Here is a 14,829-nt window from a genome sequence, read left to right as displayed (position 1 = left end):
GGAGCTCGGGTCTGCCTGGGTCTTCATGCAACGGGCGCGCGGCGGCTGCCTGTGCGCCGCGCGCCCGGGTTATGGCACGTTTCCTCAGTCCGCGCGCAATACGATCGTCGCGAGCGGGGGCAAGATCAGCGCGGCGGAATGTGGCCTGCCGTGGCTCGATACATGGTCGGAATGAATCAGCCCGCCGTTGCCCATGTTCGAGCCGCCATACACGCCTGCATCGGTATTGAGCACTTCCACCCAGCGTCCGCCGCGCGGCATGCCGAGCCGATAGCCGAGCCGCGGCACCGGCGTCATGTTGCACACCACGACGAACTCCTGGCCCGCGCCGTCGGTGCGCCGATAGGCGAACACGCTGTTGCCGCTGTCGTCGCCGATCAACCATTCGAAGCCGCCCGGTTCGCTGTCGAGCAGATGCAGCGCGGGCTCGTTGCGATACAGATGGTTCAGGTCGCGCACCAGTAATTGCACGCCGTGGTGGTTCGAATCGTCGAGAAGATGCCAATGCGGCGAGCCGTCATGGTCGAACTCCGCCATCTGGCCGAATTCGCCGCCCATGAACAGCAGCTTCTTGCCCGGGTGCGTCCACATGAAACCGAAGTACGCGCGCAGATTAGCGAAACGCTGCCAGCGGTCGCCGGGCATCTTGCCGAGCAGCGAGCCCTTGCCGTGCACCACCTCGTCGTGCGAAAGCGGCAGCACGAAACGCTCGGAATATGCGTACACCATGCCGAACGTCATGTTGTGGTGGTGATACCGGCGATACACCGGGTCTTCGTGCATATAGTGCAGGGTGTCGTGCATCCAGCCCATGTTCCACTTGAAGTCGAAGCCGAGGCCGCCGTCCGCGAGGCGCGCGGTCACGCCCGGCCATGCGGTCGATTCCTCGGCGACCGTGATCGCGCCGGGCGCGCCCGGCACATAGCGGACCTCGTGATTCAAGCGCTTCAGGAACGCGATCGATTCGAGATTCTCGCGGCCGCCATAGACGTTCGGCACCCACTCGCCGGCCGCGCGGGAGTAGTCGCGATACAGCATCGACGCGACCGCATCGACGCGCAGGCCGTCGACGTGATAGCGCTTCAACCACGCGAGCCCCGACGCGATCAGGAACGCGCTGACCTCGTTGCGGCCGAGGTTGTAGATCATCGTGTTCCAGTCCTGGTGATAGCCTTCGCGCGGATCGGCATGCTCGTAGAGCGGCGTGCCGTCGAAATCGATCAGGCCATGCGCGTCGTTCGGGAAATGCGCGGGCACCCAGTCGAGAATCACGCCGAGGCCTGCTTCGTGCGCGCGATCGACGAAACGCGCGAACTGCTCGGGCTTGCCGAAGCGCGCGGACGGCGCGAACTGCCCGAGCGGCTGATAGCCCCACGAACCGCCGAACGGATGCTCGGCGATCGGCAGAAATTCGATGTGCGTGAAGCCCATGCTCTTCGCATAGGGGATCAGCCGCTCGGCGAGCTCTTCCCAGACGAGACCACGCTGGCCTTCCTCGGCGACGCGCAGCCACGACTCCGCGTGCACTTCGTAGATCGTGATCGGCGTGCGCGCGGTCTGCTTGTCGGCGCGCGACTGGATCCACTCGTGATCGCTCCACGGAAACTGCTCGATCTCGTCGACGTGTGCGACGATCGATGCGGTGCCCGGCGGCTTTTCCGTCTGCATCGCGCACGGGTCGGCCTTCAGCGGCAGCGGATGGCCGTCGCGCGACAGCAGCTCGTACTTGTAGCGCGTGCCGGCGCCGACGCGCGGCACGAACAGCTCCCACACGCCCGCCTGGTGACGCAGCCGCATCGGGTGGCGGCGGCCGTCCCACGCATTGAAGTCGCCGACCACCGACACGCGCCGCGCATTCGGCGCCCACACCGCAAAGCGCACGCCTGGCACACCGTCGACGTCGACCGGCCGCGCGCCCAGACATTCGAGCACCGCGTACGGATCGCCGCGCGCGAGACGTTCGAGCGGTTCGTCGCCGAGCACCGGAGCAAACGAATAGGTATCCTCCACTTCCTGCACCACACCATGCCAGTCGATGCGCAAGCGATACGGCATCGCCGACGTGATGCGGCCCGCGAACAGGCCAGGGCGCAGTTGTTCGAGTTCGCCGAGCGTCGCGCCATCAGCGCGTGAAATCACGGTGACGTGCGCGGCGTTCGGCAGCAGCGCGCGCACGATCGGCCCCGCGTCCGTCTGATGCAGCCCGAGCTGCGAAAACGGATCGGGGTGACGCGCTTCGACGAGCGCGTCGATATCGACGGGTTGAAGGCCTGCGGCCGGATCATGCTCACTCATAGTCGCCCTCGGCCGGGTTAGGCGGCGTGGCCGCGCCAGGCGCCTGGGTTGACGGATCGTGGTGCGGCGGCCTGCCGGTGTCGCCGAGCAGCCGGCTCACGAGCGCCGCGAGGCCGCGCACCGGCAAGCCGAGCCACGCCGGTCGGTTGGCCGCTTCGTAGCGGATTTCGTAGGCGGCCTTCTCGATCAGGAACAGATCGAGCAGCGCCTCCTCGGATTCGGGCGCGACGAGCGGCGTCGGCGACTGCGCGGCGGCCGCGCGATATTCCGCGAGGAACGCGCCAGTCGCGTGCGCGCGGAAGCGTTCGAACAGCGCGCGCTTGCGATCGGCGGTCTGTTGCGGCGCGCTTTCGGTGGTCGATTGCGCGGCTGCGCTCGCATACGACAGCGAGCGCATCAGACCGGCCACGTCACGCAACGGGCTCGATTTCTGGCGACGCTCGTCGAGCGAACGCGCGGGCTCGCCTTCGAAATCGATCAGATATGCGTCGCCGTGCGCGACCAGCACCTGGCCGAGATGGAAGTCGCCATGGATGCGGATGCGCAACGCGCCTGCGTCGCCCGGCACCAGCTTGTCGACGGCCTCGACGAGCGCGGCGCGGCGATCGATCAGACTTTGCGCGAGCCCCTTCGTGTCCGCGTCGCTCATGTCCGCGATGCGCGTCGCGAGCAGATCGAGCGCGGTCGCGAGCATCGTCTGCGTCGCGTCGACCCATGCCTTCACCTGGTCGGCGTTGGCCGGTTCCGGCGCGAACGCGGGGTCGTCGCTCGGCGTGGCGAGCGCGACGTGCAACTCACCGAGCCGGCGGCCGATGATGCCCGCGAGTTCGCCGTAACCGTCCAGCAGAATCGACTCGTTCGTGCGATCGGATACGGTCTGCGTTTCGGTGTCGATCGCGATCGCGAGTTCGTCGACCGAGCGGCGCAGATAATCGAGCGACCAGTTCCACGCGTCGCCCTGATTGTCGATAAAGCCCTGCAGGATCGCGAGCGTATGCGGCACGCCCTCAGGATCGACGCGCACCACTTCGCCATACAGCGGCGCGGTGTTCGCATAGCCGAGCTGCGTCAGATAGCGGCTGATTTCCGCTTCCGGATGGATGCCGCTGACGAGCCGCCGCACCAGCTTCAGCACCGCGGCATCGGCGACGATCAGCGAGCTGTTGCTCTGTTCGGCCGCGAGCCAGCGAATCTCGGGCCGCTCGCCGAGAGCGTCGAGTTCGGCGAAGCGCTCGGTCGGCAGGAACTTGATCTCGCTCTTCTGCACGGTCGGCACGACCGCGCGCTCGCGCAGCTTGCGCAGCACGTTGTGCGCGAAGATCGGCAGCGAGAACGCGTCGGTCAGATGGCCGACGTTGCGGCCCCGCCGCACGCGTGCAAGCGCCAGTTGTAGAAACAGCGGCGTGGTGGTTTCGCCGCCCCATGTGATCGCGATCGGCACCACGTAGCGCTCGGTGTGGTCGCCGACGTCCGCTTCGATTTCAGTGAAGGCGAAGCCGCCGTTCGGGATCGTGGTCAGCGCGGCGAGCCGCACCGCGTGCATCTTCTGATCTTTCGATGCGAACCAGCGGCGCCGGCTCAGCCACGACGGCAGCACCTCGGATTCCAGCAGCCGCACGTTTTCGGGTGTCGGCCCGGATTGTCCTTCGCGGATCACGATCGTGACGAACTCGGGCAGCGGCTCGGAATGCGCCTGCGCCCATGTCGGCCGCCCGCCGCCTTCGCACAGCATGAACCACAGGAAGCCGTAGGGCGGGAACGTCAGCAGATAGGTCAGCTGACCGATCGCGGGGAACACCGAATCGGCGGTCATCTCGATCGGCACGAAGCCGTTGAATTCTGACAGCTCGAGCTCGACCGCCTGCGGCGCGCGCGACAGATTCGCGACGCACAGGATCGGCGCCTCGCCGGGCATCTCGCGCAGATACGCGAGAATCTTGCGGTTTTCAGGCTTCAAAAAGCGGATCGTGCCGCGTCCGAAGGTCTGCTTCGCGCGCCGCGTCGCAAGCATGCGGCGGGTCCAGTTCAGCAGCGAATGCGGGTCGCGGCTCTGCGCTTCGACGTTGACCGCGTCGAAGCCGTACAGCGTACCCATCACGGGCGGCAGCACCAGTTGCTCAGGGTCGGCGCGCGAGAAGCCGCCGTTGCGATCCGACGACCACTGCATCGGCGTGCGCACGCCGTCGCGGTCGCCGAGGTGGATGTTGTCGCCCATGCCGAGTTCGTCGCCGTAGTAGATGACCGGCGTGCCGGGCATCGACAGCAGCAGCGAGTTGATCAGCTCGATGCGGCGGCGGTCACGCTCCATCAGCGGCGCGAGACGGCGGCGAATGCCGAGATTCAAACGTGCGCGGCGATCGCTCGCATAGGTGTTCCACAAATAGTCACGCTCGGAATCGGTGACCATTTCGAGCGTCAGCTCGTCGTGATTGCGCAGGAAGATCGCCCACTGGTTCGATTCGGGGAGTTCCGGTGTCTGCTTCATGATGTCGGTGATCGGGAAGCGGTCTTCGCTCGCGATCGACATGTAGATGCGCGGCATCAGCGGGAAGTGGAACGCCATATGGCATTCGTCTTCGTTGCCGAAATACTCCTTCACGTCCTCGGGCCACTGGTTCGCCTCGGCGAGCAGCATCCGGTTCGGGTACTCGGCGTCGATGGTCGCGCGAATCCGCTTCAGGACCTCGTGCGTCTCAGGCAGGTTCTCGTTGTTGGTGCCTTCACGTTCGACGAGGTATGGCACCGCATCGAGCCGCAGCCCGTCGATGCCCATGTCGAGCCAGAAACGCATCACCTGCAGCACCTCTTTCAACACCGCCGGATTGTCGAAGTTCAGATCGGGCTGGTGCGAGTAGAAGCGGTGCCAGTAGTACGCGCCCGCAACCGGATCGTGCGTCCAGTTCGACGGCTCCGAGTCGATGAAGATGATGCGAGTCTCCGGGTATTTCTGATCGGTATCGGACCACACGTAGTAGTTGCGATAGTTCGAGCCGGGCTTCGCGCGCCGCGCGCGCTGGAACCACGGGTGCTGATCCGACGTGTGGTTGATGACGAGCTCGGTGATCACGCGGATGCCGCGCGCGTGCGCTTCCTGGATGAAGCGCCGCACGTCCGCGAGCTGACCGTAGTCGGGATGCACGTTGCGGTAGTCGGCGATGTCGTAGCCGTCGTCCCGGCGTGGCGACGGATAGAACGGCAGCAGCCAGATCGCGTTGACGCCGAGCTCGGCGATGTAGTCGAGCTTGGCCATCAGACCGGGGAAATCGCCGACGCCGTCGTTGTTCCCATCGAAGAACGACTTGATGTGCACCTGATAGATGATCGCGTCCTTGTACCACAGCGGATCGTCGCTGAGGGCCGCGGGTTTGCCGCGGCGGCGCGTGCGTACCTTCGCCGCGGTGCCGACGGCCACGGCCGTTTGCGCCTCGTGCGCGGTTTGGGCTGGATCGTCGCGCTTCATGTTCCACCTTCCATCCAGGTTGGGTTGACAGCGTCTGCGTGAGGAGCGCTGTCGGGATCGTGGTCGCTCTCCTCGGGGCGATCGGCGGGCAGGCCGCCTGGCGGCGCGATTCGCCAGATCGAGAAGGGTTGGCCCGAGCCGAGCCGCACGTGTTGCCAGCGTCCGTGCCATTCGAAGCGTGCGCCGGTCATCTGGTCGATCACTTCGAGCGTGGCGTGATCGTGTAGATGCCAGCGCTGGAACGTGTCCCACGACAACTCGATGTCCGCGCCCTGTTCGTTGAACGGATCGAGATTGATCGCGACGACGATCACGTTGTCGCGCGATTCGGTCGCTTTCTCGAAGCACAGGATGTGGTCGTTGTGCGCGGCGAGGAACGTGAGACCGAGATGCGTTTGCAGCGCCGGATTCGCGCGACGGATGCGGTTCAGTGCGGTGATCTCGCCGACGATATTGCCGGGCCGGTGCCAGTCCCACGCCCGCAACTGATACTTTTCGGAGTCCAGATACTCTTCGCTGTTCGGCAGCGCGGTGGCCTCGCACAGTTCGAAGCCGCTATACGCGCCCCACAGGCCGGCCAGGGTCGCGGCCAGCGCCGCGCGGATCAGAAAGCCCGTGCGTCCCTGCGATTGCAGATGGCGCGGGTTGATGTCCGGCGTATTGACGAAGAAGTTCGGCCGATAGAAATCGCGTGCGCCGGTCTGCGTGAGTTCGCCCATGTACTCGGTGAAATCGCGCTTCGACTCGCGCCACGTGAAGTACGTGTACGACTGCGAGAAGCCGATCTTGCCGAGCCGGTTCATCATGCGCGGCCGCGTGAACGCTTCGGCGAGAAAGATCGTGTCGGGGTGGCGCGCGCGCACGTCGGCGATCATCCATTCCCAGAACGGCAGCGGCTTGGTGTGCGGATTGTCGACGCGGAAGATGCGCACGCCCGCGTCGACCCAGAACAGGATCACGTCGCGCAACGCGAGCCACAGGCCGGGCTTGGCGTCGTGCGCGTAGAAGTCCGGGTTGACGATGTCCTGATACTTCTTCGGCGGATTCTCGGCGTAGCGCAGCGTGCCGTCGGGGCGCCACGCGAACCACGTCGGATGCTCCTTCAGCCACGGGTGATCGGGCGAGCACTGGATCGCGAAGTCGAGCGCGATCTCGAGGCCATGCGCATGCGCGGCGGCGAGCATCGCCTTGAAATCGTCGAGCGTGCCGAGTTGCGGATGCACGGCGGTGTGACCGCCCTCGGCGGCGCCGATCGCATAGGGACTGCCCACATCGCCCGGCTGCGTGGTCAGCGTGTTGTTGCGGCCCTTGCGGTTCGCGAGGCCGATCGGGTGGATCGGCGGGAAGTACAGCACGTCGAAGCCCATGTCGCGGATGCGCGGCAGCTTCGCGCTCACGTCCGCGAACGTGCCGTGGCGCGACTCGTCGTCGCTCATCGAGCGCGGGAAGATCTCGTACCAGCTCGCGAAATAGGCGGCCGTGCGTTCCGCGTCGATCTTGTAGATCACGGGGTCGCGGCTCAGAAACGGGCGATGGCGCGCAGCGGTCATTGCCTTCGCTGTGGCGGGCGCGAGAATCACTGCGAGCTTCTGTTCGGCGTCGGCCTTCTGGAAGTCGCGCACGATGTGTTCGAGCGGCTCCTTGTCGGCGCCTTCGGTCGTCTCGACTTCGGCGAGCACGAGCGCGAACAGATGCGCGGCTTCGTCGAGTTCTATCTCGACGGTCTGGTTCGCCTTCAGCTTCTTCTGGATGTGCTCGACGAGCGACGCGAAGTCGTCGCGCCACGCGATCACGGTGAACTCGTAGCGGCCGATCCGCTCGAGCGGAATGCGCGCGCTCCACAAGTCGAGCCCGGCCGGCGGCGCGGGCGACATCAGTTCTTCGTGCCACGCGGTTTCGTCGGCCGCGCGCCACAGCACGGCACCCGCGATCTTGTCGTGACCTTCGGCGAAGATCGCCGCGCGAATTTCCGCGCGCTCGCCGACGCTGCGCTTGGCCGCGAAGCGACCGTTCTCCACCGACGGCGACACGCTCTCGATCGCGACGCGCGGCGCTTCGATCGCGTCGAGCACTGTCTTGCGGCCGCTGCGCTTGCTGTTCGCCTTGTCGATCGGCGGCGCGAGGCAGATCGGCTGTTCCGCGAACGCGCGCAGCAGCCGCACCGCACCGGGCGCGAGCGCGAACGGCGCGAGTGCCGCGGGTTCGGTTCGGCCGCGCGCGTCGAGCGGCGCGAAGCGCGTAAAGCTGCCCGGCACGCCCGCGAGGAAGCGCGCGGGATCGACACGCACTGGCGCGCCGAGTTCGGGATTCACGACGATCAGGACTGCTTCGCCGGCGTCGCGCAGATCGGCTGCGTCGCCGCGCAGCAGAACCGCGGCCGATGCGCCGGGGCCGCTCAATGGGCGCAATTCACCGTTCGCGTGCAGTGTCGGCGTGTTGCGCGCGAAGTCGTTGGCCTGGGTGACGGCGGCGTTCAGATCGAAGCGGCGCGACTGCGCGGCGCGGGCGAACTGCGCGGCGTCGCCGCGCGTTTGCGACATCGGTTCGGCGATGCCGTATTCGAAGCCCATCGGCATCATCCAGCCGCTGCCCAATGCAACCGACGTGAACAGCGCGCGTCGATACGCCCGCTCGACGATCGCCGCATCATGCACGTCGCTCAGCTCGGCGGCGAGGCGGGTACCGTACGGTGCTTCGGGAAAGGCGATCGGCGCACCAACGCGCGCGAGCGCCGCATGCTCCTCGGCCATCCAGCTCGAACGGAAATCCCACCAGCGCATCGACGAAAACGCGCTGTCGAAGCCGGCTGCTTCGAGACCGGGCAGATCGCCGCGCGACAGGCCCGGCGTTGCGGCGAGAAAGCGCACGCGCGGATGCTTCGCGCGCACTTCATCGCCGAGGTGCCGCCATGCGGCAGCCGGCACGCGATGCGGCGAATCGAAACGGAACCCGCCGACACCCGCCTCGGCGAGCGCGAGCAGTTGCTGGGTCCACCAGACGCTCAGCGAGGCACTCGTCGCGGGGTCGTCGAAATTCGCGTAGGCAACGTTGTCTTCGCGATGCACGTGGCGCGGATCGAGCCGTGCGAGCTCGGACTCACGCGCATGAAACCAGTCCGAATGCTCGCTGTACAGCACGCCGTCCGCGGCCATGCGGTCGATCACGAGATCGACCAGCAGCGTCAGGTTGTTGCGGCGCGCGGCATCGGCGAGCATGCGCACGGCTTCGTGCACCGAATGCTGCGCCTCGAACACCGGATGCAGCCGAGCGTGATTGCCGACCACCTGGCCATGGCCGGCCTGGCCGGGCTCGAACAGCCCGCCGATCAACGCATGATCGAAGCCGAGCCCGGCCGCATGAGCGAACTGCGCGGGCCAGGCATCGAGGGGCCCGACGAGAAGAGAATGAAAAAAGTAAATCCGCGGCGCGTACCCGTTTGGAGATTCCATCGGTCGTTTCCAGAGTTGTCCTGCTGCGGTGTGGATGCACTTGGCATGCGATCACAGCGCTCATTGGGCTTCCCGAGCCGGATACCGCGCGATGCGTCAGCGGGGGCACGTACTGGTCAATGTAGTGCAAAGATCGTCGCGCCGCTGGCCAGTCGCGGGTGCTTTGACGCCAGACGCCGGTCTCGCGGGACTGGTCGTCACTCGTCGCGGAAAGGAGCAAACCGTGTGCCAACGCGCGGGCAGCCGGGCACCGCGCTAGCGCGGAAACGGGGAGGTTACGGTGAGATGGCGGGTGCCGAAGGTGCGCGCGCGCACGGAGCGCGCGCAAAAATGCGGGCATTGTTACGCACGCCGCGGGAGGCCGGCATGTAAAACGGGGTGGTGCGGGGCCGGTTTTACACGGGCGGCCCCGCGTTGCACGGGATGCGGTTCAAGCGGACGCGTGAAGCCTGGGTGCCGCTCGCGCGGCAGCCATGTGGCACGCGGGTGGCATTCGCATGAAATTCATCCGAACGCCGCGCAGCGGCCGTGTCACGAACCCAGCAGCCCCGCCGCGATGTTCACGCACAGGCCGAGCACCGCGACGTTGAAGTAGAACGACAGGATCGATTGGGCGAGCGTCGCGCGGCGAATTTCGCGTGAGCGCAACACGACATCGGAAGTCTGCGACGCGACCGCGATCGTGAACGAGTAGTACAGGAAGTCCCAGTAGTTCGGCAGCAAATGGTGATCGGGAAACTTCAACGCGGTCTCTTGCGCGTCCGTGTCGAAGTAGAGGCGCGCGTAGTGCAGCGTGAAGATCGTCGGAATCAGAAACCATGCGCCGATCAGCGTCAGACCGGTCAGCAGGTAGTGCCAGACGGTCGTTGCGCCGCCCGCGCCCTTGGCCGACGCGAGTTCGAGCACGATCGCGGCGACGCTCGCGATCGTCGCGACGCAGATGACGACCAGCACGACGCCCGCGTTTTCGTCGTCGCGCATCGCGTATTCGCGCACGCGGTGCTCGTCGGCAAGAGCCATATGCACCCAGATCATCAGCAGGTAGCTCCAGATGGCCGCGTCCCAGCCGATCAGTGTGCGGGCGATCGGACTCGTATGACCGGGCACTAGGAACGCGACGACGATCCCGATCACGAGGCCGATCACCGTGCGGGGCCGATTGCGAAGAAGCTGGGGATAGTAGTTGATGGACATGGACTCGATGAACGACGAAGTGTAGGGCAGTCGGTGTCGCGGATTCTACGCGTGCAACGCGGACCGATTGTCGAATGGTGGGTCACAGGCTATAGTCTTTCGCGGCGGCCTTGCGCGCCGCTTTCACTTGAAAGGCGATTGGCAGAAAACGGCAGCAATCGTTGCGGTCATGCATGCAACACCGCAAATGCGGCGCGCGTGAATCACGCGCACGGATACGAGACCGCTGAAGCGGCGTAAGACCAGGTTTGGGGAAGAGCAAACGAAGCGGCAGGCGAACGGCATCATGCCCTCGCCGCGCTGCTCGTCGAGAACGACTCATCATCTGGAGCCCCCATGACAGATGTTCCTGAGGATAACGATGCGCATCCCCACGTGACGCATCGGCAAGGAGCGAAGTCTTATCGCAATGCCACACGTTTCACCGGCTTGCCGCCGTCGTTTTCCGCTTCGCGCAGGGCCTGGGTGCTCGGCTCGTGCGCGACGGCCGCGGCGCTCGCGTTCGCCGGCGCGAACCGTTCGCTGTCGTGGATCGCGCCCGCCTTCGCCGATACGCGGCTAGCCGGGGGCGGACTCGATGCCTTCCTCGCGCTTTCGCAACACCTCACCGGTCGTAGCAGTTTCGATACCGTGCTTGGCCAACGTGTCTACGATGCGCTGTCGCGTGCCGATAACCAGTTCGCGCAGAACGTCGCGGCACTCAACACGTGGCTGCAAGGCCACGGCGGCGTGCCGTCCGATACGGTCACGCAGGCGCTGCAGACCGACCAGCCCGCGCTCGCGAAAACGGTCGGCGCGATCATGCGCGCGTGGTACCTGGGCCTCGTCGGCGACATGCCGCACGTCCAGGTGATCGCGTATGAAAAGGCGCTGATGTTCGAGCCCGTGCAAGACGTGCTCACGATTCCCTCCTATTGCCGCGACGTGCCGTTCTACTGGACGCAGAAGCCGACGCCCGCATGAGCCGCGCGAGCCCGCGAGCGGGCCACGCCAGCAGCGCAACCAGCACGCCGGACCCGCAAGCGTCGCACGAACAAAGCCCGCAACAGGCAGGGCATCGAAGAGAGAAACGATGGCAAACACACAATCCGCCGATATCGTCGTGGTCGGCTCCGGTGTCGCCGGCAGTCTGGTTGCGCATCAGCTGGCGCTGGCGGGCGCGTCGGTAATCCTGCTCGAAGCGGGGCCGCGCATTCCGCGCTGGCAGATCGTCGAGAACTTCCGCAACTCGCCGGCCAAGTTCGACTTCGCGACGCCGTATCCGTCGACGCCTTACGCGCCGCATCCCGAGTACGCGCCCGCGAACAACTACCTGATCCAGAAGGGCGATTATCCGTACAACTCACAATACGTGCGGCTCGTCGGCGGCACGACCTGGCACGGGGCGGCCGCCGCGTGGCGGCTGCTGCCGTCGGACTTCCAGTTGCGCAAGCTGTATGGCGTCGGGCGCGACTGGCCGTATCCGTACGAAACGCTCGAGCCGTGGTACGTGGCCGCCGAAGTGCAGCTCGGCGTGTCCGGTCCCGATAGTTCGATCGATCTCGGTTCGCCGCGCTCGAAGCCCTATCCGATGCAGCAGCTGCCACTGTCGTACATGGATCAGCGGTTCAGCGACGTGCTCAACGCGCAGGGCTTCAAGGTCGTGCCCGAACCGGTCGCGCGCAACAGCCGTCCGTACGATGCGCGGCCCACCTGCTGCGGCAACAACAACTGCATGCCGATCTGCCCGATCGCCGCGATGTACAACGGCGTGATTCACGCGGAGAAGGCCGAGCAGGCCGGCGCGAAACTGATTCCCGAAGCGGTCGTGTATCGCATCGAAGCGGACGACAAAGGGCTCATCACCGCGGTCCACTACAAGGACCCGAACGGCAATAGCACACGCGTCACCGGCAAGCTGTTCGTGCTCGCGGCGAACGGCATCGAAACGCCGAAGCTGATGTTGATGTCGACCTCCGACAAATTCCCGCACGGCGTCGGCAACAGCTCCGATCAGGTGGGCCGCAACCTGATGGACCATCCCGGCACCGGCGTCACGTGTCTCGCCGACGAACCGCTGTGGCCCGGCCGTGGCCCGATGGAGATGACCTCGATCGTCAACTTCCGCGACGGCGCGTTCCGCTCCGATTACTCGTCGAAGAAGCTGCATTTGTCGAACGGCGTGCCGACGATGGGCGTCACCGCCGACCTGCTGAAAAAAGGCCTGACCGGCGCCGAGCTCGACCGGCAGATTCGCGACCGCGCGGCGCGCACGCTGAACATCAACAGCTTTCACGAACATCTGCCGGAGCCGCAGAACCGCATCGTGCCGTTGGCAGATCACAAGGACGCGCTCGGGATTCCTCAGCCCGAGATCTACTACTCGATCAACGACTACGTGAAGAAGAGCGCCGCCAATACGCACGGACTGTATGCGCAGATCGCGACGCTATTCGGCGGCACCGAGGTCTCGTTCGACGACAGCTTCGCGCCCAACAATCACATCATGGGCACGACGATCATGGGCAGCGATGCGGCGAGTTCGGTCGTCGACGCGGACTGCCGCACGCACGATCATTCGAACCTGTTCATCGCGAGTAGCGGCGTGATGCCAACCGCCGCGTCGGTGGACTGCACGCTGACGATCGCTGCACTGTCGCTGAAACTGGGCGACAAGCTGAAGCGCGAAATCTGAGCGCCGACCGGAGAGCCACAATGACGAAGAACACCTGTCGCGCGCAGCCGGACCCTGTGCTGATGCACGTCAACCAGCGCCGCCGCTTCGGCGGCGCGGCGCTCGCGGCCGCGTTTTCGCTGCTTGCGCTGTCGATAGCGTGGCACGAGTCGCACGGCCCGGACGCAGACTCGACCGACGAAATGCCGATCACCCAGGCGCGCGCCGACGACGCGGCGCAGGCTGCGGTCGGCGGTCCGGCCATGCTCGCCGGCAAGGCCGCGAATGGCGAACTCGTGAAGCGCGGCCAATACCTGACCCGTGCTGCCGATTGCGCGGCCTGCCATACGGCGGACAAGTCGCGCCCATTCGCGGGCGGCCTGCCGATCAGCACACCGTTCGGCACGATCGTGACGCCGAACATCACGCCCGATCCCGACACCGGCATCGGCCAATGGAGCGACGCCGATTTCATGCGCGCGATGCACGAAGGCATCGGCAAAGGCGGCGAGCGGCTCTATCCGGCGTTCCCGTACACCGCCTACACACGCGTGACCGAACAGGACGTGCTCGCGATTCGCGCGTATCTGAACACGCTCGCGCCGATTCACTACACGCCGCCCTCGAACAGCCTCAAGTTCCCGTTCAATCAGCGCTGGCTAATGGTGTTCTGGAACATGTTCAACTTCACCGAGGGGCGCTTCGTGCCAGACCCGAAACAGAGCCCCGAATGGAACCGAGGCGCGTATCTGGTCGAAGGGCTCGCGCATTGCGAGGAATGCCATACACCGCGCAATTTCATGCAGGGGCTGAAGTCGAGCGGGCGTTTCTCCGGTGCGGTGCAGGCCGGCTGGCATGCGTTCAATATCACGCCGGACAAGCTGAGCGGCGTCGGCGACTGGCGCGACGACGAACTCACGGCGTATCTGTCGACCGGCGCGGCGCCGAGCCGCGCAAACGCGGCCGGCCCGATGGGCGAAGTGGTCGCGAACAGCACGCAGTACCTGACGCCGGTGGATCTGCGCTCGATCGTCGTGTTCTTGCGTTCGGTGCCGGCCGTGAGCGGCGGCGACGCGCGTCCCCGTCATCAATGGGGCAAGCCGGCCAGCGACGTCACCGCCATACGCGGCACCGCGATCACCGGCGTGAACGGCGCGCAGCTGTTCGTCGCCAATTGCGCGACCTGTCATGGCTGGACCGGGCAGGGCGTGGGCGCGAGCGCGCCGGGCGCGTATCCGTCGCTGATCCACAACTCGACGGTCGGCGCGAACGACGCGAACAATCTCGCGTTGGTCATTCTGCACGGCGTGAATCGCACGACCGCGCACGCGGACGTGCTGATGCCCGGGTTCGGCGGCCATCTCGACGACGAGCAGATCGCGGCGATCACCAACTACGTGACGAAACAGTTCGGCAATCCGCAGGCGACGATCGCGGCCGACCAGGTGGCGAAGCTGCGCACGCTGCAATAGCGCGCGGGACGACTCGGGCGCGCGCCAGGAGTGACTCGCGCAAACGTGCATTTCCGGTAACGCATACCGCAAATGTGCCGTTTCAGCGTCATTTTTGCGTCGTTCGATGTCTTTCTTGCTCGATGAAGCGTGCGGATACGATAGGCAGGGCTTCCGCATGAAGGCCCCCATGAATCAAGGCTGAGAGCAGAAAAGGTTGTTGTAAACATTTGCTGGCTCAGGTTTACTCTCGATTTTTGCCGGACGAGAGATGCCACCGATCATGGATGCGTTTGCCGAACTGCGGGACCCGCGCTGCCGCGCCTG

General features: G+C 65.7%; 7 protein-coding genes. 3 read left to right on the top strand and 4 right to left on the bottom strand.

Annotated elements, in window-relative coordinates; translation table 11 throughout:
• Positions 1-84 precede the first annotated feature (84 nt).
• The 4 genes from glgB to HDG37_RS19575 all read right to left on the bottom strand — a co-directional run bounded on the left by glgB (position 85) and on the right by HDG37_RS19575 (position 10,398).
• On the bottom strand, positions 85-2,295 hold the full coding sequence (gene glgB / locus HDG37_RS19590) for a 1,4-alpha-glucan branching protein GlgB (RefSeq protein ID WP_184050525.1): 2,211 nt from the start codon (positions 2,293-2,295) through the stop codon (positions 85-87).
• Positions 2,288-5,755: a maltose alpha-D-glucosyltransferase gene (gene treS, locus HDG37_RS19585; RefSeq protein ID WP_184050523.1), complete on the bottom strand. Its 3,468-nt coding sequence runs from the start codon at positions 5,753-5,755 to the stop codon at positions 2,288-2,290. Before treS ends, glgB begins: the two co-directional genes overlap by 8 nt.
• Positions 5,752-9,204: a maltotransferase domain-containing protein gene (locus HDG37_RS19580; protein ID WP_184050521.1), complete on the bottom strand. Its 3,453-nt coding sequence runs from the start codon at positions 9,202-9,204 to the stop codon at positions 5,752-5,754. Before HDG37_RS19580 ends, treS begins: the two co-directional genes overlap by 4 nt.
• 531 nt (positions 9,205-9,735) lie before the next feature.
• Positions 9,736-10,398: a DUF1345 domain-containing protein gene (locus HDG37_RS19575; RefSeq protein ID WP_184050519.1), complete on the bottom strand. Its 663-nt coding sequence runs from the start codon at positions 10,396-10,398 to the stop codon at positions 9,736-9,738.
• Positions 10,399-10,734: 336 nt separating this feature from the next.
• On the opposite strand from HDG37_RS19575, the gene HDG37_RS19570 reads away from it, so the two are divergent.
• The 3 genes from HDG37_RS19570 (at position 10,735) to HDG37_RS19560 (ending at position 14,523) form a co-directional block, all read left to right on the top strand.
• Positions 10,735-11,361, top strand: coding sequence for a sugar dehydrogenase complex small subunit (locus HDG37_RS19570; protein ID WP_184050517.1), 627 nt, complete (start codon positions 10,735-10,737; stop codon positions 11,359-11,361).
• 109 nt (positions 11,362-11,470) lie between these two features.
• Positions 11,471-13,072, top strand: coding sequence for a GMC family oxidoreductase (locus HDG37_RS19565; RefSeq protein WP_184050515.1), 1,602 nt, complete (start codon positions 11,471-11,473; stop codon positions 13,070-13,072).
• A gap of 20 nt (positions 13,073-13,092) precedes the next feature.
• The gene (locus HDG37_RS19560; protein WP_184050513.1) at positions 13,093-14,523 is read left to right on the top strand and encodes a cytochrome c; all 1,431 of its coding nucleotides are present in this window, start codon (positions 13,093-13,095) and stop codon (positions 14,521-14,523) included.
• Positions 14,524-14,829 lie beyond the last annotated feature (306 nt).

It is taken from the genome of Paraburkholderia sp. MM5384-R2, from assembly GCF_014201025.1.
Classification (GTDB): Bacteria; Pseudomonadota; Gammaproteobacteria; order Burkholderiales; family Burkholderiaceae; genus Paraburkholderia; species Paraburkholderia tuberum.
Note: the sequence above shows the minus strand (reverse complement) of the source record. Positions and strands in the feature narration are given on the sequence as shown.

What these genes read in the sequence shown, in the direction of transcription:
- glgB (WP_184050525.1), bottom strand. Translation starts at nt 2,295, where the DNA reads ATGAGTGAGCATGATCCGGCCGCAGGCCTTCAACCCGTCGATATCGAC.
- treS (WP_184050523.1), bottom strand. Translation starts at nt 5,755, where the DNA reads ATGAAGCGCGACGATCCAGCCCAAACCGCGCACGAGGCGCAAACGGCC.
- HDG37_RS19580 (WP_184050521.1), bottom strand. Translation starts at nt 9,204, where the DNA reads ATGGAATCTCCAAACGGGTACGCGCCGCGGATTTACTTTTTTCATTCT.
- HDG37_RS19575 (WP_184050519.1), bottom strand. Translation starts at nt 10,398, where the DNA reads ATGTCCATCAACTACTATCCCCAGCTTCTTCGCAATCGGCCCCGCACG.
- HDG37_RS19570 (WP_184050517.1), top strand. Translation starts at nt 10,735, where the DNA reads ATGACAGATGTTCCTGAGGATAACGATGCGCATCCCCACGTGACGCAT.
- HDG37_RS19565 (WP_184050515.1), top strand. Translation starts at nt 11,471, where the DNA reads ATGGCAAACACACAATCCGCCGATATCGTCGTGGTCGGCTCCGGTGTC.
- HDG37_RS19560 (WP_184050513.1), top strand. Translation starts at nt 13,093, where the DNA reads ATGACGAAGAACACCTGTCGCGCGCAGCCGGACCCTGTGCTGATGCAC.